Here is a 21,467-nt window from a genome sequence, read left to right on the forward strand (position 1 = left end):
TTATTATGAAAATCAAACATATTTTTCCTTTTTTTCTGGCAATTTGCCTGCTTTCCTGTAGTGACGAATATTTGAAAGAAACTCCGGTAGATTTTTTTGCTGCTGACAATGCTTTTAATAACTATGATGACTTCAATCGTACGATCAGCGGACTTTACAGCAGGGTACGAAGTGAGTTCTACAGTAAGGACGCCAATTTTCCTTTTGACTATACCTACGGAACAGACCTGGTTTATGACGGACAGCCCGATGCCAGACGCTGGACACCTTACACCTCAGTAATGCAGCCATCCGGAGGAAATAAGGTTCCGGAAACGCATTGGACAGACCTTTACAAAATTGTTTCAGAAGCTAATCTGGCAATTTCAAGGCTTCAAAAAATAGAACTTACCAATGAGCAGGAAATTAAGATTGAAGCCCAAGCGAGATTTTTCAGGGCATTGGCCTACAGAACACTGGCTTATCTTTACGGAGGGGTGCCTTTAAGCTTAACAGAAATTACATCTTCAAAATTTGATTTTGTCAGAGCTACTAAAAAAGAAGTTTTGGATCAGTGTATTATCGATTTAAAATTTGCAGCAGAAAATTTAAAAGGCATTACAGAAGTAAAAGATGGGGAGTTGCACAAACTGGCCGCATCGCATTTATTATCAGAAGTTTATCTCGCCAATGACATGCCGGCACTTGCCGTAACTGAAGCAAGCAAAGTTATTGACGATCCCAATACCGATTTAATGCAGAATCGTTTCGGAACTTTTTCATCAGAAGCCGGTAAAGACGTATATTGGGATTTGTTCAGAAGAAATAATCAAAACAGGGCTTCAGGGAACAGGGAAGGGTTATGGGTTATTCAGTTCGAAACCGATGTTTTGGGAGGTGGAACCATTTCGTCAGATAAAATAGGATCATTTATGATGGAGCGCCACCATGCACCCAATATAGGGGCATTGACTGTAGGAGGAAAGAAACCTTTTCTGTATCCTGTAAGTGATTATACAGGAGGAAGAGGAATTGGCTGGGCCATTTCAACCAAATATTTCAGCAATACGATCTGGCAGAGTGATTTTAACAATGACATGAGGAATGCCAATCATAACTTCGTCAGGGTTTTTACTTATAATGACCCGGCACAGGCTGCTTTTTTTGGTAAAACCATTTCGACAGAAGCACCACCTGCAGGCGTTACAGTTCCTGGGAGAAATTTTTATGCTTATCAGTCTAAGGTTACTACACCGGGCGATCATCCAACAGGAATTTATGCCGATTTAGCCAAAAAAACACTAAAAGGTACAGCTGGTGCAACTTATACAGATCAATATATGTTCAGACTCGCGGAAACGTATTTGCTGAGAGCTGAAGCCTATTTAAAAGATGGTAAGCCAGATAAAGCCGCTGAAGATATTAATGTTGTCAGAAAGAGGGCAAATGCTTCACAAATAGATCCTTCAGCAGTAACCATAGATTATATTCTGGATGAAAGGATGAGAGAATTAGGGATGGAGGAAAAACGCAGGCTAACGCTTCAAAGGTTAGGTCTTTTATATGACAGGGTAACAAGATTTAATCCGTATTACACCGGAATAGAAACTTTCCATAACTTATGGCCGATACCTTTTGTGGAAATTGAACGAAATACCGGTGCTGTTTTAGAGCAGAATACAGGATACGTTAATTAACATAGATACTAAAAAAAGCAGGCAGTCTGTAACTGTCTGCTTTTTTATTTTATATTTTGGATTAAACTTACAAACTGATAAAGTTTATCTAATACTTGTATGTTGTTTCTAAAGTAGTGGAATTTCTAAGCTGAATTGTAGTGTCGAATAATATTGTTTCCGGCATCTGAATGCTATTTTGTGGTGAATTCAGTTTTTCGACCATTTTTTTTAAAGCCAATGCACCGATTTCTGTTGCAGGCTGGCGTACAGTAGATAAAGACGGATTCATAGAGGAAGCATTGTCAGTATTGCAAAACCCAATGACAGCGATTTGTTTAGGGACTTCAATCTTCATCGCTGCCAAGACCCCAAGAGTGCGGATAGTAATCGTATCAGTTGCTCCTAAAATAGCATCCGGCATCATATTTAAATGGTCTAATTCAGTCAAAGTCTGGGTGATTTTGGCATCCATCGCATCAGGATTTGCCAGGTCACAGGTTAGTATATAATTTTCATTAAACGGCACATCAAATTTCTGATAGGCACTTTTGTATCCTTTCAGTCTGGGATGTCTGTCTGTAAATTTATCTCCAGTTATAAATAATATATTATTTCTGCCAATACTGAAAAGGTGTTTGGTTGCTTCAAAAGTGCCTTTGATTTCCTGAACACCAATTTTAGTCACATTCAAATCTGATTGTATTCTGTCAAATAATATTACAGGGCATGTATTTTCATTGATATCCCTGATTCTGTCAATATTCGAAATCTCGCTTACCGGAGCCATTATAATGCCGTCAACACCACGGGAAACCAAAGCTTCCAGACAGTCTTTTTCGTTCTCAATATTTTCATGGCTCTGCATGATAATGATATCGTGAAAAGTATCTGCCAGAGCCTCATAAATTCCCTCTAATATTTGTGTAACGAACAAATTATTAATAGAACACACAATAACACCAATAGTATTTGAGTGCCCAAGTTTTAGTTTTTTGGCTATTGGATTAGGCTTAAAATTGTTTGCCCTTGCATAATCTATAATCCTTTTTTTGGTTTCTGAACTTATCTCGTAACTGTCATTAAGTGCTTTAGAAACAGTTGCAGCAGTCACTCCAAACACTTTTGCTATATCTTTTTGTGTAATACAACCCATATTCTAAAAATTTAAAGATTATAAACTGTAAAATTTATTATTAACACTAAATTTAATTGCCTTCTGTTATTACTTTCTCTAAATTCCTCATTGCAATTACTTTGTATTTATTTTCTTTTATAAACTGAAATAATTCCTTCATGGATGCTATGGTTGTCGAATAATCCGGATGAATCACATCAGGAGTACCATGAAATGTTAAAACAATAATGTCTCCTGCATGGAGATTTTTAAGTGCCATTGTTACCCGCTCCATATGTTTATCAGAAGATATTACAGTGTAACTGGGTATAGCAAGTATCGAATCTATTTGGGGATTGTATGTTTTGCTTGAGCCTGCTCTGGCATATTTATAGCCTCTTTGCTTTAAAATTCGCTGAGAAATACTGTCATAGCGATTTCCCGGATAAGCAAATGAAATTGGTTTCGGGATTTTAAATTCGGCACATTTTTCTTCGACATAATTAACTTCCTTCTCAATATCTTCGGGACTTAATTTGGTAACATTTTTATGATGACCGGTATGATTTCCAATTTCAAAACCCTTTTTATAAAGTTCCTGAATCTGGTTCCAGGTCATGTATTCCTTTTTCTCATCCGGATTTCGAGCAGGAAATTCGCATACAAAAAAAGTCGCATCATACCCATATTCAGACAATAAAGGAGCCACATTATTGTAATGGGTGATTTCTGCATCATCAAAAGTTAGAATTACAATAGGTTTTCTTTTTGAGGTTTTTTTCGAAGAATTTTGAAATAATTTTTTCATCGCAACAGCATAACGCCTGCCCAATTCCTGAGCCGAAGGTGTATCAAAATGTAATTGATCTCCTTTATCTGTCAACCCTTCTGAAGGAACTACAGCTGTATTCGTGACTTGATCAGGAAGTGAATTTATTATTTTGTTGATGTAATCTTCTTTGTTAAAACGTCCAATTTCTCCGGCAACAAATGGCAGGTCAGGGACATTTAAATCTTTTCTGAGATTAGCAACAAGTTCTTTTAAATTTTCTAAATAGATTTTCGATTTTTCAGCATCATTGTCTGATTCCCCCTGATGCCACAGAATTCCTTTTAGAGTTCCTTTTTGCATCGCAATTTTGGCACGCGCCACAGCCTCATCGTAGGGAAAATTATTAAAATACTTTGCTCCGTATTTCCAGACTTTGATAGGGGGGCCTCCCCATGCACAAGGGATCAAACCTATTGTTACATTTTTTTGATCTTCAAGCATTTTTTTTGAAAAACTTATTCCGGGACCTACACCGGCATAATCTCTGTCAAAATGCATCGGATCTTTGGCTGGTATCCAATTATTGGTTTTGTCAAGCATTAGGATATTCTCCGGAATAACTTCGTCTTTTGTTTCTACTTTTCCACGTCCCGACATATTGGATTGCCCAATGAGTAAATAAAGATCATACGGTTTTGAATTGGCAGTCTGACTGTAAGTATTAAGAATGACACCAAAAAAAATGAACAAGCATAATCTTAGTATATTTTTCATGATTATTTTCTATTTTAAATTCATCTTAAACTCATATTCACCAGAACCTAAACCAATCACTGTTTTATTGTCTTTTTGCGAAATGGATTGGATTCCATCTCCTTCTTTAGGAATATTTTTCATTGTATTCTGCACAATAAACTGAGCCATAGTATTAGCAGGAACACTAATATTATATTCTACCTGATTGCCTTTGATCTTCCAGTGGCTTTTTATCATTCCGTTGACTGAAGCATATTCTCCCTTAACCTCGGTAATTTGTTTTTGTCCCTGAGGAAATGTTTTGCGTAAATCTAGCTGTGGTTCAATAATAATATTTCTAAATCCTGCATCTTCTGTTTTAATTCCTGCCATATAAGCATACATCCATTCTACTATTACTCCATAAGCATAATGGTTAAAGGAATTCATGCTGGCATCGCCAAAACCATCTTTAATCGTATACGAATTCCATCGCTCCCAAATAGTGGTTGCGCCCTGATCTACACTGTACAGCCACGAAGGATTATTTCGTTGCAATAAAAGATTGTAAGCCATATCACTCTGTCCAATTTCGCTCAGGGTCTGATTTAAAATCGCTGTTCCTAAAAAACCGGTTGCCAGTTTGTAATTGTTAGCTTCCAGCAATTTCACTAAATGACTTGTAGCAATTTCTGTTTCTTCCTTTGAATTGAATAAATGCAGTTTTAATGCATATAAATAGGCTGTTTGGGTATTTTCGCTTAAAGTTCCTTTTGCAATTACATATCGTTTATTGAATTCTGCTTTAATATTTTGGTATAGCGTATCATATTTATCAGCATCAGATGTTTTTTGTAATGCCTTCGCTATTTTAGCCATTAACAAAGCATCATAAGCATAATAACACACACTGATAAAACGTTTATTAGTTTCTTTGTAGGCTAACCAGTCACCATATTTTGTTCCTCCGCCAACGTATTTAAATTCTGCTTCTGATTTGGTGGAAAGAAAATTCATATAACGGGTCATCGCCTGATAATTCTCTTCCAGAACAGATTGATTTCCACTCATAGTATACACGATCCATGGCACAATTACACCGGCATTTGCCCAGCCGGATTCCGCTTTGCCCACAGCTCCCCACGTTTGAGGAGCAATGCTTGGAAAAGCACCGTCTTCGTCTTGTCCGTCACGCACATCTCCCATCCATTTTTGGTAGAAAGAAACTAAATTCGTTTGATTGTACATTGCAGTATTAGCAAAAACCTGAGTGTCTCCCGTCCAGCCCATTCGCTCATTTCGCTGAGGGCAATCTAAAGGAACGCTTATAAAATTACCTCGTTGTCCCCAAAGCGTATTCTGGAAAAGCTGGTTTACATCAGGATGATTGGTGACAATAGCCGATTGTTCTTTGTCAACAGAGCTGATCACTTCTGCGTAAATATTTTTAATTTCGACATCTGCATCGGCAGTCATTTCAGCATACCGAAATCCGAACCAGGTCATCGATGGAGTATAACTTTCTGCCATTGTACTTCCTATAATGTAATTGACGGAAGCCCGCGCTTTACGTAAATTTTTAAGATACAAAGTCCCTTTTGGGCCATCATTTCCACGTTTCTTACTTCCCGAATCATTTAGCATTTCGGCATAACGGATTTTGATTTTGGTACCTGCTTGTCCCTTTAATGTCAAAGGTGTCCAGCCTACCAGATTTTGTCTGAAATCAAGAACGGCTGTTTCTCCTTTTTTTAATGTAAAGGAGGTGACTTTTTTTAATTGTTTTGTTGGGATAACGGATCCAAAATCACTTTCATTTTTCTGTATGTCCTTATAAATAGTAATATACTGTGGAATAGTTTTTAAATCTTTACGAACGCGGACAGGCAAACCGATGTAGGCAGTAGTTTGTGCTGAAACAGTATTGTTCTCAAGTACTGAATGCCAGTTGGCTGTATTGAAATTAGGTTTTGTCCAGTCATTAGTATAACGGGCATCATAATCTTCTCCAGCATAAATATCAGCCATGCGAATGGCTCCGTTAACGGAAGATTTCCAATTTTTAGTATTGGTTACAATAATCTTTTGGGAACCACCAACATATTCCACAATCAGTTTAGCTTTGTAACTTAGAGCAGGATTTTTATAACGATCATGAGCAATTACACCGCTGGACCAGCCACTGCTCACATAAGCGCCAACTGTGTTTTGTCCTTTTTTTAAATAAGGAGTAACATCATAAGTAAGATAAAAAACGGTATTGCGCACATCAGTCCAACCCGGTTTTAATTCATCATAAACCGTTTCTCCATTCCCGGCTTGATGTCCGACTCTTTTTCCATTTAAAAACAAATCGTGAATACCTATACTAGTCGTATATATTTTGGCTGATTTTACAGGTTTTTCAAGCTCAAACTCCGAACGAAACATCATCGCTTTATCCGTTTGTTTTTCTTTTTCAAAAGTGTCGTCTGCATTATCATACATAATCCAGGCTGCACCGCTCCATCCTGAATTTAGTAATCCAGTTTCAAAAAAGGCTTTTTCTGCAGATTTAATTTTTTCAGAATTATTGATTACAATTTCAACTTTCCATGTATAGGTTGTCGAAGATTGTAAATCATTGCCTGTGTATTTAATATTATTAGTCTCTGATGATTTTACAATTCCGGAATCCCAGATCACTTTAGCACCTTCATAAACAAAAATCTCATAAGAGGTTTGTAGAACAGCACGTTTTGAAGAACGTATTTCCCAACTGAATAAGGGCATTTTGTCCAACGCCACAGGATTGTGCATAAAATTTACCCGAAGATTGCTAATTTCAGTAGATTTTGCAAAACCCTGTATTGAAAAACACATTAAAAAGGTGAATACAAAAAAACGGAGTATCTTCTTCATTTTCCAATAATTATTTTAGCGTTTTAAAAACCACAACACCATGCTTAGGAATATGGAACGTTTTTGATTTCCCAAATTCACCTAAATTCTGATGCAGCCATAAATCTCTAATTAGAGTATCTTTTTTAATTCCTATAGTTTCCGGTTTTAAAGTGAATCTAATCTCTTTGTCAGTAGGATTATACAATACAATAGCTAATCCGTCGTGATTTTTACCCAATTTTTTCTCCCAGATTTCTAAACCACTTTCTTTAATTACTTTTAAACGTCGTCCCTGATAAAATCCTTTATCCTGATTCAAAGCAATAATTTCTTTATTGGTAAGGATTTCTATTGTTTCTGCAGACATTTTACGCAAATCATTTCCGGCGAGTAGGGGAGAATTCATCAGGCACCAGATCGTAAAGTGGGTTTTGTCTTCATCATAACTCATTCCACGACCTACCTGAAGCATATCCAAATCATTATAATGTCCCGGTGAACTGTATTTATAAGTATCGGCAGCTAAATCAATAATTTTTTTAATAGAACCAAAATTTTCTCTGATATCTCCTGAAATCCGCCAGGAGTCAGCTATTTTCTCTACCCATTTTCCCGGATATTCCCAACGACAAACGTTGATACGGGCATCTGGTTTTACTTTATGAATGCCGTTTATGATTTTAGTATATTCTGTTTCTTCATTTAGTTCAAGCCATTTTCCTCCGCACCAGTCAATTTTTATAAAATCAAAATTCCAGTCTGCAAAAAAAGTGGCAGCATCATTTTCTAAGTGATTGTACATCCCAACTCCAAATCCATGAGGGTCTTTGTCATATTTAGAACCGCAGGTGTTTTTTCCAGCATCCGAATAAATTCCGGGCGTTAAACCTTTGTTTCTTATGTAATCAGATAACAACCGCATGCCTGAAGGAAATTTTACAGGATGACAATAGAGTTTTGCAGTAATTGAATCTCTTCCTCCAAAAAAACCATCGTCTATATTGATAAATTGGTATCCCGCATCAATCATTCCGGTTGCTACCATAGCATCTGCCTGAGCCTTAATAATATTCTCATCAATATTAATATGAAAATGATTCCAGCTGCTCCAGCCCATAATAGGAGGCTTTTCATACTGACCGGACATAAAATTAACGACGAATAAAATAACAGTTATGATCTTGTATTTTTTCATGTTTTAAATGAGTAAAAAAACTATCAGGTAAGTATGAGTTACCTGATAGCAAACCAATTAAACCAAACAAACTTTATTTTTGAATATTTTTTTAAGTCCTAAACTTTATTTTTCAAGAGGCTCATAAAATTCTGCTTCTACGATTGGCAATTCACCGTTCTTTTTATCTCCTGATTTTAATCCGGCCTGATCGACCTTTCCTGTAATTTCAACCAGATTGATTTCGTTGCTGTCCTTAGTGGCGCCGGCCAGTTCAATTCGTACTTTTTTGCCTTTTGTTGGCTTGCATTCCAGCGTTACATATCCTAAACTGGTTGGCGTTGTACCGTTAAATACTTCTTTATTGTCTACAAAAATTCTAACAGGATATTTTTTGCTTCTCCATCCTGCAAATTTGATTACTGCCTGACTGATCACGGCTTCACGTTCTAATTCAAATTCAATTACCGGACTTCCGTCTTTACTGTTTGACCATTCTGTTAACTCATTGTCGTCATAACTTTTAGCAGCATCAGCCTGGTTCGAAGCCGTTTTAGCATCAATTATGGCAATTGGTTTTCTGGTCTTTTTAAACGAAGGTGTACTTGGTGATGGGCCTTTTTTAGTATAAGAAGGCAGTTTATGATCCGGCATAACTGTGGTGAGTTTTGCATTATCTAGAGCAATGGTTTTAATGACCAGATTAGCCGTTTTTAGATTTTCAGAAGAAGCTTTTATTTTAATTTCTCCTTGTTTTTCACCTGCTCTCACCATAATTCGATTAACCCCGCATTCAACAGGAAGGTTTTTCGAACCGATGTAATTATCCGGTCCCTGGGCAATTCCACCAATAAAAGTGCCCTGCCCCTGAACATCAAAATTGATCATATTGAGAGCAGTCGGACAGCGGTTTCCTTTTTCATCTACGACTTCAACTTCTACAATTGCGACATCGCTGCCATCAGCTAATGTTCCTCCCGGTCTTTGAATGGCAGTTAGTTTTACTGCAGCAGGTTTACCAGCGGTATTAATTTCCGTTTCGCAGATTTTTTTGCCTGTTTTGTCATACCCAACAGCGCGAATAGTTCCCGGTTCAAATTTTACATTTTCAAAACTGAATAAAAACTGATTAGACTGAATGCCTTTTCCTAAGCTTTTATCATTAAGAAACAATTCTACCGTATCAGCAGAGGATACCACAGAAACTTTTTTAGTAACTGCACTGTCGTAATTCCAGTGGCCGATAATATGAGCTGAAGGATTCTCAATATCTACCCATCCGTCCCACATTACTTTATGGGCATAAAAACCATCTTTGGGAAGTCTCATCGGATCGACTTCACCGCTTCTTCGGTAATTTTCGGCTCCTCTAAAGTGCGTATTACTGTCTGAAAAAATAATATTTACGCCTCCCGAGCTAACTCTTGTTCCGGTTCCCGGGCGCTCACGATAATAGTCATACCAACGTGCTACATTTTCTATGGCATGAGCGTCCTGATTGTGATTATAGGCGCTTGCATCTGCTACTTTTGTTCCGTTAACATTCGTATGGGTTGTGCCACCAGTTCCTTCTTTATGGAAAGGCGGGGTAAATTCATCCCAATATTTGCGAAGCCCTTCATCACGGCTGTATTCTGTAGCCCAGAAAGGAAGTCTTGCACTTTTGTTGATGTAGAGCATTTCTCCGCCATATTCAGCAGTTTTGCTGTCCAGCATTTCACGGCTGCCTATCGCACGGCCTCCATTAGGGTCGTATTTATCTCTAATGGCTTTCATCTCTGCCATATGTTCTTCAGAAATACTTTCATTTCCACATTCGTAGAACAAAATACTCGGATTATTTCGGTTGTAAATAATGGCATCACGCATTAACTCGGTACGCTGTTCCCATCTTCTGCCGGTAACATCTTTTTCAGAATCCCCAGCAGGCATTGCCTGAATCAAACCAACCCTGTCGCATGATTCTACATCCTGTTTCCATGGTGTAATGTGCATCCAGCGTACCAGATTACCGTTGCTTTCGATCATCTGGCTGTTGCTGTAATCGCTCATCCAAGCCGGAACGGACATTCCCAATGAAGGCCATTCGTTACTAGTTCGCTGTGCATAACCGTGCATCATAATGACACGATCGTTTAGCCAGATCATACCTTTTTCGAACTTGGTTTTTCGAAATCCGGTGCGAATAGTGGTTTGATCTACAACTTTATTGTTTACAACCAATTCGCTTTTGACATTGTATAAATAACCATATCCCCAGCTCCAGAAATTCAGGTCATTCAAAACTTTGGAGGCTTTTAAATCTTTTGTTTCATTAGGTTTTATTGAAGCAGTTTGTCCTAAAAAAGTAGCAACCACTTTTTCGTTCATATCTGTAACACTGATTTTTAATTGTGCATTAACTGCTGCTGTATGTTCATTTTTAACTTGTGACGACACATTGATTACTGCTTTCTTTTTTGCAATATCAATGTCAGATGCATAAACGTAAGTTCCAGTTGTACCTAAGCCTGAAAATAAGGGAAGGGTCTGGTATACATTTGATTTTATATGCAGATAAACATTCTTCGGAATTCCGCCATAATTGGCATTGAAGTTTTTGTCGTTCCACTGAAATCCGGAGTCTGTTGCTTTCTCCTTATATTTCCAGTCATTATCAGTTTTAACTGCAATTACATTTTCCTGAGGGAAAGGCTTTATTAAGGAAGTAATATCAAAACCAAAAGCCATAGCACCATTTTCATGTCTGCCAACAAAGTTTCCGTTTACATAAATTTCGCCCATCTGTCTTACACCTTCAAATTCGATAAAGACTTTTTGATCTTTGAATTTTGCCGGAAGCTGAAATGTTTTACGATACCACGCAATACCTGTAGGTAATCTTGTAATATCTACTTTGAATGCTTCTGATTGATTCCATGCATAAGGAAGATTTACTTTCGTCCAGTTTGTATCATTGTATGTTGCATTTTTTGCCTGATCATCATCACCTGCAAAAAGCCTCCAGTCATAGTTGAAATTATATTTAATTCCGTCGGAATTTTGTTTTTGAGCAAATGTAAAGTTTACAAACAGGAGCAATAAAGTGACAACAGGATAAAAAAACTTTCTATTCATTTTAGTTCTTAATAAATTAGTAATCTTTCAAAGCTTCTGCTAAAACCCGTGAGAAGCTTTAACAAATTTAGTTTTATACGCTGTTTTTCTGCTATCAAAGATTGCCAATTCATATCATATTCTGCCATGTCAGGTTATGATAAGAAACTGTATTTCATTATTTATCTATTTGATATTTAATATTATATAGGAGTTATTAGTATTGTTGTAGTTTATAAACTGTAAAAATGTAAAATGTAAGATGCAGTGCCTTACTGATAATTACTATTTACCATATTGTGATGGGCTGCAGCCAAAATGTTTCGAAAACGTTCTTGAAAAATTAGACGCTTCTGAAAAACCTACTTTATAAGCAATCTGTGAAATACTGAGATCTGAATTTTTCAGAAGATTTTCAGCATGATCCATTCTCACTTTTGTAATAAACTCATGAACCGTACAGCCGCTGACCGCTTTTATTTTTCTGTATAATTGTCTTTGGCTGATTTTTAATTCATTTGCCAGTGTTTCAGCAGTAAAATCGGTTTCTTCGATATGGGAACTGATCAGGTCAACTGTTTTAGAAATAAAAATCTTATCCAGATTCGGTGATTCCACCTGTAGCTGACTGATACTGTTGATGTGGGCTAATTTATTTTGCAGAATGAGCCTGTTGTCCAGCACGCTTTTAATCTGAGCTTTTAAAACTTCAACACTGAAAGGTTTCATTACATAAGCTTCGGCACCTAGTTCATAACCCTCAATCTGATTTTCATCAGATCCTTTTGCAGTTAATAAAATGATTGGAATGTGACAGGTATTTTCGTTCATTTTAAGTTCTTTGCACAATTCAGTCCCTTCCATTTCAGGCATCATAACGTCGGAAATAATAAGATCAGGAATTGTCTGTATGGCTGTTTCAAGACCTTTTTTTCCGTTGTATTCCTGAATTATGATATATTCATTTGATAATTCATTATTTAAATAAGCCTGAACATCGGGATTATCCTCAACCACAAGTACAGTAGGTTTATAAGTTTCATCCTGTAACGCTAAATCCTCAGGTGATTTGTCTTCTAATGTTTCAACTGATATTTCTTTATTATGGATAACAGGCGTTTCTGATGAAGCGTTAAAAGGCAATGAAATAGTCACAGTTGTTCCTTTATCTACAATACTTTCAATTGTAATTGTTCCGTTTAAAAATTCAACAAGACTTTTGGTTAATGATAAACCAATTCCGGAAGAATAACCGTGAAAAGGATTAGGCCCTGAATTATTAAAAGGTTCAAATATTTTTTCTAGTTCTTTTGATTCAATCCCTATACCATTATCCTGAACAGTGATTTCTAATTCAGTTCCTGTGTTATTCAAATGTGCTGAAAGTAAAACAGTACCTCCGTCAGGTGTATATTTTAAAGCATTAGATATTATATTGATTAAAATCTGATCTGTTTTTTCAAAATCTAAATAGCAATTTAGAGGCGTTTTTTCTGTCTCAAGTTTAAAATTGATACTGCGTTTATCTGCAATATATTTGAACGTATTATAGCATTCTTCGATGAATACATTAAAATTCTGTGTGCTGGTATTTAATTTTAATCTTCCAATTTCTGATTTCCTGAAATCTAAAATCTGCTGGATTAATCGGGTCAGATAATTTAAATTTCTATTGATGATTGAAAAATAAAGTGTCTTCTCGTTTATTGATAAATCTTTGTTTTCCAACTGTTTTATCGGATCTGCAATCAGTGTTAGCGGCGTTTTTAAATCATGTGAAATATTGGTAAAAAACTCTAATTTTTCACGATTTAATTCTTCCTGTTTCTCTGTATTCAGTTTTGCTAATTTGATTTCGTTTTTAAGACGGTCCCTGTACAAAATCTCTTTAAAAATCCAATAAACAGAACCTATTATTAGTAGTAAAAACAGCCCTTTAGCCAATAAGGTATCATACCATGGCGCACTAATATTTACTTCTAAAGTCTGGATTGGGGATTTAGTATCATTCAGTGAAATTATTCTGGCTTTAAAAACATAGCTGCCCGGCGGTATTTTGTTGTAAATTACTTTGCCTGAACTGGTTTTGATCCATTTATCGTCATAACCTTCGAACATATATTCGAAGATTTCTTTATTGGTTCTGTTGTAATTCAGCGAGGCAAATTCTATCGTAAAACTTCGGTTATCGTAATCGAGTTGGATTTCTTTGGTTTGCGAAAGGTCTTCTGACAGTACTTTTTGTCCGTTAATGAGCTTCATCGGACTCACTTTTTCATTGGCTAAATACAAAGATTTAAAAACAAGTTTGTTATTCGCTTCTACGGTTTTAATTTCATTTGGATTAAAAGCTACATATCCGTTTTTATCCCCGAAATATATTTTCTGACCTGAAGCATCCTTATAAAAAGCCCTTTCTGAAAATGTCCACAAGCCAAACCGGTCTTCTTTTTGATAATTTAAAATTTTATTCGAAGCAATATCAATCATCGAAATTCCCTGTTTATGGGAGATCCAAAGATTCCCCTTATTGTCATCGGTTATAGAGGATATGTAAGTGTTTGGCGTTTCCGAAAAAAGCTGTATTTTTTCAATCCGCATAGGATGGGTCGAAGGAGAGATCTTATTCAGACCTTCACTGGAACCGGCCCAGACATTTCCACGTTTATCCTTATGCAATGCAAATATGATATTATCTGAAGAATTGTATTTGGGATTTTTCTCAAATGAATTTAGTCGAATAGCATTTTTTACGATGCCTTTCCTGTCTATTGTAACACGAACAATGCCATTACCTTCAGTGGCCAGCCAAAGTTCATGATCATTAACATATAAAATATCCATTACACTGTGTTGATTAATCTCTTTTGACAGATTAAAATACTGAATGCTGTCATCGGCTAAATTAATTCTTGCTATTCCGTTATAAAGACCAGTCCACAAGTAATCAGAACCATTAGATTCTAAAGTAAAAATCGACCATGTTTCTAATTTTGGAGCCAATACTTTGTTTATTACAGCAGTACATCGGTTTGTTTTTGGATCATAACATTCAAGTCCGGTGATTCCTCCAATCCAGATTCGGCCTTTGTTGTCTCTAAGTAAACTGCGTACATTCTTAATACTGCTGCCGGACTTATAAAATGGATTGTTAGCATCTAACTCATTGTTTTTGTAAATCAGAATACCTTCATCAGTCCCCAGCCAGACTTTGTCCTCATATTTTGTTACCGCTCTTACCGTTGCCAATTTGGTATTGTCACTTCCTTTTCTAAAACTGTAATGCAGTTCAAAAGGATTGCGGTTTGGGTTTGCTTTATAAATATCTCCGCCTCTGGTTCCAAGCCAGATAATATTCTGATCGTCAATAAAAAAATCAGTTATATAATCATCCAGTAACTGTCCGGGGTGGTTGATATTGGCTGTATACTGATGTTCTTTTCCTGAGATCAGATCATGTGAAGTAAAGAGGTGAGAGGACAAAAAGTATCTTTTTCCGTCTATAATTTTATTTTTATTTAATGCATTGGAAGTACTGCCAAGATTCCTGATTACAGATTTTGGAACATGAACCGAGTCTATAATTTTAAAAGAATTTAGCTTGTAATTGAATTTTACATATTTTTTGTCAAAAGTTAAAAACCAAAGACCTGTTTTTTTATCCGAAAAGATATTGCGGATACGGTTATTAGGAAGCGATGTCTTATCATTTGGATTGTGATAATAAAAGTCAAATGTTTTGCCATCGTATCTGTAAGCTCCATTCCAGCTTCCGATCCAGATGTAACCCACAGAATCTTTAGCAATTCCATGTATTTGCGTCACAGGGTTTACTTCTCTTCCTGTAATTTTTTCAAAAAAAAGATTTTGCGCATTTAGATTTTTCAAGCACATCAAATAGCTAAGAATAAAAAAAATATAAATGTTTCTATGCCTCACTTTTTTCATAATAATTGTTTGAATTGTATTTTGTTTAGTAATGTAAATACATTTCTAATTTGTACCAAGTAAATTTAAAATATAATTATTTGATTGAGATCAAAATTTGAAATTAGAAATTTTCATGAATCAGTATGGTTAAATAAATGTATTAATATTAAACTTCTTTTCTTAAGTATATAAAAATTGTTTATAATTATTGTTTTTAAAATAATTATAAGTTAAAGCTATTAAATTTGGCTTTCATATCTTAAATTTAAGAGCGTTTTTTAAAATATGTATGTTCTAAGTCGTTTTCTGAATTTATTTCTCTTAATAACTCTTCAATTTGTTTTTCTTCTTTTTTAAGAAAATTAAAAGGATAAAAATAACTTTATAAATAAAATTTTAATTATAAACGCTAAATAAAGTACATCAAAATTTATTGATGAGAGATTCCGAAAAAATCACTTTCAAAAGTTTTAGCAATAGATATTTTTCAACTGACAGCTATTGCATAATTTTGTAACATATGAAGAAATTATCTTGTTACTATCATCTTATGAATAATACATTTTCTGGCTGCAGCCAAATTGCCACAGTATCCACTTTCTCCGAACTTGTGAATACCAATTTAACCGGAGAAATAAATGCGCTGTGCTGGTACAGAAATTTAGATGGGGATTTTAATGAGATTGTAACTCAGCTCTGTCTAAAAGAAGATATAACAGAAGTTTATCCTGAAGATTTAATAGCACTCCAACTCTCAGAAAAAGGTAATATTGCTCGGGAAACAATCTTAAAAGATTTACAGTTGTTAACAGATTTTGGCGCTTCGCCCTCACTTAATTTACTGAAGTGTTATGAGCGTGACGATGAATTTGATTTCATATCTACTGATGTGTATTCGTTTCATGTTGATCGTTCACCTGTTGCAACTGATACTTTTTTATGTACTTATCATGGAGTAGCAAGTGATATTATTTCTAATTCCGAAGCAGTGCAGAAAATTTTAATTCCGGAAATCCGGACAAAACTAAAAAACCTGCACAATGGACCAGAGGAAGAGTTCGAAAACTTTTTAACGGAAAATTACTTTGATTTGCATTATCAGGTAAATGAAGATGCAGAACCTGTTAATTTAGGGCTAATGCATCTTTGGCGTCTGGCTGTAGATCATCCAAAACAACAAGTGCAGCCTTGTATTCACAGAGCACCTATAGAAAATGAAGGTGAATATCGGTTGTTGTTGATTTGTTAAATGAAGATTGTTCAAATTTATATGTATTGTAGTTAAATAATAATCAATTTTTTAAGATGCAAAATTTTTATTCATTAGAAGTAATCAGATATTTTTTTGATGATTGCAATCTTTTTTGATTATTTTTGAGAAAGAACATAACGCTAATGAAAAATCTATTATTTTTCTTACTTTTTACCAGCTCATTGTGTTTTTCACAAAATCATCTCAATCCTGCCGATTTTCAAAGAGGGAGTAAAATTTTGAATGAGTATTATAAAAACCTTTTACCGCTTATACACACTGGTTTTAAAAATTCAATTGTTCAGTATACAAAAATTCCTTCCTTTTCGACTGAAACGGCTTTTTCGTGCCAGGCCGTAAATAACCAAAAAATTATTATCGCAAATACACTTACAAACAGTTTTTGGTATACTGATGATAAAAAGAATGTTCAATTAATAAGTAATTCTAAAATCATTGATGACGAATTGTTTGAGCTTATAAAATCTCTTTTTAATATAGTTTCCAGTCAAATCCGACCACCTGAAAAACAAGTCTTTGGAACTGACGGCGAAACATTTTATTTTGAGATATTTTCTAAGGATGGTAAATCAAATACAGGTAAGATTTGGTCTCCGGACAAAAATTCAGCCATGAAAAAACTCACAAATATTAGTGACGATTTATATCTGTTAGGAGCAGGAGCCAATATTAATAGCTATATAATTAAGAATAAAATAAAGACATTAATTATCGAGTTAAAAAAAATAAGCCGAACGTTGCCACAATTAAAGAAAATGACTGTATTAACAGAAAATCAAGTAACTGAACTTTGTATTTTTATAGAAAATCAAATTGAAAAGAATGGATGTGACCATTCGTTGAAAAATACTTTTGAATGGGCTGAAAGAAATGAAATTAATAAGGCTGACTTAATCGATGTTTTAGAATGTAATGGTGGATTTTGTGATTGTGAAGTAATAATGAATTTACCAGAAAATTGTAGTTTAGAAATAGAATCAGGAAATAATGAACCAGACTACAAAAATCCGTTCAAAACACCTCTGAATTTTCAACAAACAGAACATAAAGTTTATACGAAAGCATTATTTTCCAGTTCGGAGTACAATAATAATAATAGCTATACTAAAAATGGAGAATTATTAATTCCGGCACCTTTCGGATTTAAACCCAAAAAGAGGGTTCGGAAAAGTGTACATTTTTTTAACGGAACTGAATCTGAGTTGCCATCTGAAATTGGAATTGTAAAAGAGATAATACCTACTAACGGAAAAGAATTTGCGAAAAAAATTCGAGATTTTAAACTAGAGTCTTTATCAAAATTTTCGGAAAGAGATGCAGAATATTATTTATCGAGAATTGAAAAAATTGAAATTGGAAAACCAATGGGTACATATTTTATGGAAATAACAGGAATTGGCGGAACGAAAATTGATTTAAAAATACATAAGGTAATATTTAGGTAATGAAAAACTATAACTAACAGCAACTGAAATAGTAGGAACACTAAACGAAGAGGCCTAGGAATCCGGCATAAATTAGGGCTTCTCGCTCAAAATTTGTTCGATCGAATGATAAATATCGAGTATAGTTTCTCTATTAGTATTTTCATTGTGATATAATAAGGAAGAATATATTTTTGCAGAACCTGCAACATTTTCACTAACAATTATATTATCAATTTTGGTTACAGTATCTGTTAATTTACTCTCAGTGTACCATATATTAAATTTTCTAAATCTTACTTCAGCTCTCTCATCATCATCGTGACAAATATAAAGAATTGTATTTCTGGCGTTCTCAAAGAAAATTGATAAAATCTCACAAATTGTAGCTGATACATTACGATCGAGAGGTTCTTTAATCTCTGTAGTTTTTTCGATAATTACTTGATAAATATTATCAATTTCAATATTAGAAACTGCAGAGAATGTATAATTTAAAATAAAAGCAATCTTATATTCTATACCGTTATCTGTGGTAAAAACATAAGATTGCGTTATTTCGTCAAATTGATAATTATATGGGTTTGGCAAACTTAATCCCTTTTTGAGTCAAAGTTTCAATAGAAGTTTTGCCTTTCAAAAAGGAACGAACAGCAGACTTATCGGCAACCATTTTGGTTACTGAAGAAATCACAGCTTCTTTATTTATTACGATCTTTTTCATTACAGGTCTTATTACAATTCTACAAAGATAAAAATACAATTTAATTAAAGATAAAAAAAGAACTAAATTGCTTCTCCTGTAAGATACTACACCGAATTGAGCAATTGGCTTATGCCATGTCTTTTTTAGTTTGGGGGCAAATTTTTAATTCAGTTTAACTGTTTTTATTTTTTCTTTCCAGCCCAGGTATCCATTCGCCGGCAAGTCATTATTAAGGTCGGCTAAAACCTGTTCAGTTTGGTTTTTAACAAGATTCGAAAGTTGCTCGATACTGCTGTAAATATTACTTTTTAGCCCCGATAAATAAGCGGCACCTAAAGCAGAAACATCCGGATTTCGCTGCTTGTTCAGCGGAATTCCCAATAAATCAGCTAAATAATGAATGACAAATTGGTTTTGAGTCAAACCTCCGTTTACCGAAATAGATTTTAATGGCGCTTTCATATCTTTTGCCATAGCCTCAACCACATCTTTTATCTGGTAGGGAATACTTTCCAAAGCCGCTCTGACAATATGATTCTTAGTGGTTCCGAAAGTCATTCCTTCAATGGATGCTTTTCGGCTCATTTGCCAGTGTGGCGCGCCTAATCCGCTAAAAGCCGGAATCAGATAAACGCCTGCATTGTCAGCAATAGCTGTTGCCATAGTGGCTGTTTCTGCCACATTGGAGAATAATTGTAATTCGTTTTTCAGCCATTCTATAGTAGAACCACAGGAAACGATAGCCCCTTCAAGAGCATAATCTACCCGGTCTTTCGTACTCCAGCAAATGGTTGTCAGCATCCCGGAATTGGATAAAACAGCTTCATTTCCAATATTCATCATAATCGAACTTCCAGTTCCCAGTGTGACTTTGGCAGTGCCTTTTTCAAAACAGCCTTCTCCAAAAGTAGCTGCATGGGAGTCACCAATCAAAGCTGTGATCGGAATTGTAATGGTCGTAGTATCGTTCAGAATCTGTTTTAGATCAAACTTTCCAAAATCATGTGAAGAAGGGCAGGCGTGAGGCAGGTTTAATTTGCTCAATCCCCATTTTTCAAGAATTTCTGTATCCCATTTTAGGGTATGAATATTGAAAAGCAAGGTTCTGGAAGCGTTTGTATAATCGGTTTTGAAATGAGTTCCATTAGTAAGCTTGTATAAAAGCCAGCAATCTACGGTACCAAAATACACTTCTCCATTTTCGACTTTCTTTTTTAATTCGACATCATTTTGTACCAGCCAAAGTAATTTAGTTCCCGAAAAATAAGGGTCTAGAAGTAAACCGGTTTTTTGTTTGATAAAATCATTTTGCCCTTTTTTAATTAAATCGGAACAGATATTAATCGAACGTTTGCAAGCCCAGACTACTGCAGGGGCCAATGCTTTTCCGTCTTTGTCCCAAAGTACAAATGTTTCTCTTTGGTTACTGATTCCGCATGAAACAATATCGGCGAGCTGCAATCCCAGATTGATAAAATTATTCAGGCAAAGACGAACAGAATCCAGCACATTTTGATAAATATCTTCCGGATTTTGTTCTACAAAACCATTGTCAAAATAATTCGTTTTGAGATCTACACTGCCTTTGGCAACAGCAAGTCCTGATTCGTCAAAAAGGATAGTTTTAGTACTGCTGGTACCCTGGTCAATAGCAAGAATATATTTTTTCATTTATTTTTTACAGTAAAAAAAGTTTTTTAGTAAATTAAGTATAGACAGGAATTATTTGTTTTTTTGATTCATCTTATCAATAATTACTGCTAATAAAATAACGAATCCTTTTACGACCTGCTGCCAAAAAGGCGAGACATCCAGTAAAACCAATCCGTTATTCAGTACCCCGATAATTACGGCTCCGATTACAGTTCCGGTTACTGTACCAATACCGCCGGAGAGTGAAGTTCCGCCAATAACTACTGCTGCGATTGAGTCCAATTCGTAACTTGTACCGGCATTTGGCTGTGCTGAGTTTAGCCTTGAAGTTACTAAAACACCACCTACGGCAGCCATCATTCCGGCAATTCCATAAACTGCCAGTTTAATTTTATTGATATTGATTCCTGATAAAAATGCTGCCTTTTCATTTCCCCCGATAGCATAAATATATCTTCCGAAAGTTGTCTTTTTAGTTAAGAAAACCACAATCAGTACCATGAATATGGAAATCCATACCGGTACCGGAATTCCTAACATCCATCCTGAACCGATAAATTCGAATGCGGTCCCCAGATTAGAAATAGGAATTCCTTCTGTATAAAGCATTGTTAATCCACGGGCAATGGTTAACATCGCCAGCGTCGCTACAAAAGGAGGGATGGAGAATTTCGTAATTACCCAGCCGTTGAAGAGCCCTAAGACTAGGCCAATCAGTACAGATACTAAAATGGCGCCTAAAACGGTAAAGCCAACAAATAAATCCATTGACTCAAATGCAAGCCCGTTTTTTAATAATCCGGCACAGACGGCTGCGGTGAAACCTAATACAGAACCTACCGAAAGATCAATTCCAGCCATGAGAACAACTAAGGTCATTCCGACAGAAATACAAACGTTAACAGAGATTTGTCTTAATACATTCCAGAGATTGGCACTGGTCATGAATTTGTCAGACAACAAGCTGATAAATAGACATAAAAGAAAGAGTGCAATTAAAGATTGCGATTTTTTAATAAGAGGGTGGTTTAAGGAGATAGTCATAGTTA

General features: G+C 35.4%; 13 protein-coding genes. 3 read left to right on the forward strand and 10 right to left on the reverse strand.

What is annotated here, in order from left to right:
- The first annotated feature begins 5 nt into the window (after positions 1 to 5).
- A complete protein-coding gene (locus GXM16_RS16920; RefSeq protein WP_163395674.1) occupies positions 6 to 1,676 on the forward strand; it encodes a RagB/SusD family nutrient uptake outer membrane protein in 1,671 nt (556 codons plus the stop codon).
- An 88-nt stretch (positions 1,677 to 1,764) separates the two neighbouring features.
- Here the strand turns inward: GXM16_RS16920 and GXM16_RS16925 are convergent, their stop codons facing one another.
- The 6 genes from GXM16_RS16925 to GXM16_RS16950 form a co-directional block, all read right to left on the reverse strand.
- On the reverse strand, positions 1,765 to 2,811 hold the full coding sequence (locus tag GXM16_RS16925; RefSeq protein ID WP_163395675.1) for a LacI family DNA-binding transcriptional regulator: 1,047 nt from the start codon (positions 2,809 to 2,811) through the stop codon (positions 1,765 to 1,767).
- A 52-nt stretch (positions 2,812 to 2,863) separates the two neighbouring features.
- Positions 2,864 to 4,318 (reverse strand): sialate O-acetylesterase, encoded by a 1,455-nt coding sequence (locus GXM16_RS16930; protein ID WP_163395676.1) that lies wholly within the window; start codon positions 4,316 to 4,318, stop codon positions 2,864 to 2,866.
- A 9-nt stretch (positions 4,319 to 4,327) separates the two neighbouring features.
- Positions 4,328 to 7,180, reverse strand: a complete 2,853-nt coding sequence (locus GXM16_RS16935; protein WP_163395677.1) for an alpha-L-rhamnosidase — start codon at positions 7,178 to 7,180, stop codon at positions 4,328 to 4,330.
- A gap of 10 nt (positions 7,181 to 7,190) precedes the next feature.
- Positions 7,191 to 8,357 carry a glycoside hydrolase family 27 protein gene (locus GXM16_RS16940; protein ID WP_163395678.1) on the reverse strand — a complete coding sequence of 389 codons (1,167 nt, stop codon included), beginning with the start codon at positions 8,355 to 8,357 and terminating at the stop codon, positions 7,191 to 7,193.
- Between the two features lie 105 nt (positions 8,358 to 8,462).
- Positions 8,463 to 11,453: a glycoside hydrolase family 2 protein gene (locus GXM16_RS16945; protein WP_163395679.1), complete on the reverse strand. Its 2,991-nt coding sequence runs from the start codon at positions 11,451 to 11,453 to the stop codon at positions 8,463 to 8,465.
- Between the two features lie 264 nt (positions 11,454 to 11,717).
- The gene (locus GXM16_RS16950) at positions 11,718 to 15,320 is read right to left on the reverse strand and encodes a hybrid sensor histidine kinase/response regulator transcription factor (protein ID WP_163395680.1); all 3,603 of its coding nucleotides are present in this window, start codon (positions 15,318 to 15,320) and stop codon (positions 11,718 to 11,720) included.
- Between the two features lie 592 nt (positions 15,321 to 15,912).
- Here GXM16_RS16950 and GXM16_RS16955 point away from each other — a divergent pair.
- Both GXM16_RS16955 and GXM16_RS16960 read left to right on the forward strand, forming a co-directional pair.
- A complete protein-coding gene (locus GXM16_RS16955) occupies positions 15,913 to 16,611 on the forward strand; it encodes a DUF1826 domain-containing protein (RefSeq protein WP_163395733.1) in 699 nt (232 codons plus the stop codon).
- A 470-nt stretch (positions 16,612 to 17,081) separates the two neighbouring features.
- Positions 17,082 to 18,080 carry a DUF2695 domain-containing protein gene (locus GXM16_RS16960; protein WP_163395681.1) on the forward strand — a complete coding sequence of 333 codons (999 nt, stop codon included), beginning with the start codon at positions 17,082 to 17,084 and terminating at the stop codon, positions 18,078 to 18,080.
- A gap of 72 nt (positions 18,081 to 18,152) precedes the next feature.
- Here GXM16_RS16960 and GXM16_RS16965 read toward each other — a convergent pair whose 3' ends face one another.
- The 4 genes from GXM16_RS16965 to GXM16_RS16980 form a co-directional block, all read right to left on the reverse strand.
- On the reverse strand, positions 18,153 to 18,650 hold the full coding sequence (locus GXM16_RS16965; RefSeq protein ID WP_163395682.1) for a DUF6169 family protein: 498 nt from the start codon (positions 18,648 to 18,650) through the stop codon (positions 18,153 to 18,155).
- Positions 18,634 to 18,783 carry a hypothetical protein gene (locus GXM16_RS16970; protein WP_163395683.1) on the reverse strand — a complete coding sequence of 50 codons (150 nt, stop codon included), beginning with the start codon at positions 18,781 to 18,783 and terminating at the stop codon, positions 18,634 to 18,636. Before GXM16_RS16970 ends, GXM16_RS16965 begins: the two co-directional genes overlap by 17 nt.
- Before the next feature lie 144 nt (positions 18,784 to 18,927).
- Complete coding sequence (locus GXM16_RS16975; protein WP_163395684.1) at positions 18,928 to 20,436, reverse strand: FGGY family carbohydrate kinase; 1,509 nt, start codon at positions 20,434 to 20,436, stop codon at positions 18,928 to 18,930.
- A gap of 51 nt (positions 20,437 to 20,487) precedes the next feature.
- Positions 20,488 to 21,363, reverse strand: a complete 876-nt coding sequence (locus GXM16_RS16980; RefSeq protein ID WP_229684371.1) for an ABC transporter permease — start codon at positions 21,361 to 21,363, stop codon at positions 20,488 to 20,490.
- Between the last annotated feature and the right edge of the window lie 104 nt (positions 21,364 to 21,467).

The organism is Flavobacterium limi (assembly GCF_010645075.1).
GTDB classification, from domain to species: domain Bacteria; phylum Bacteroidota; class Bacteroidia; order Flavobacteriales; family Flavobacteriaceae; genus Flavobacterium; species Flavobacterium limi.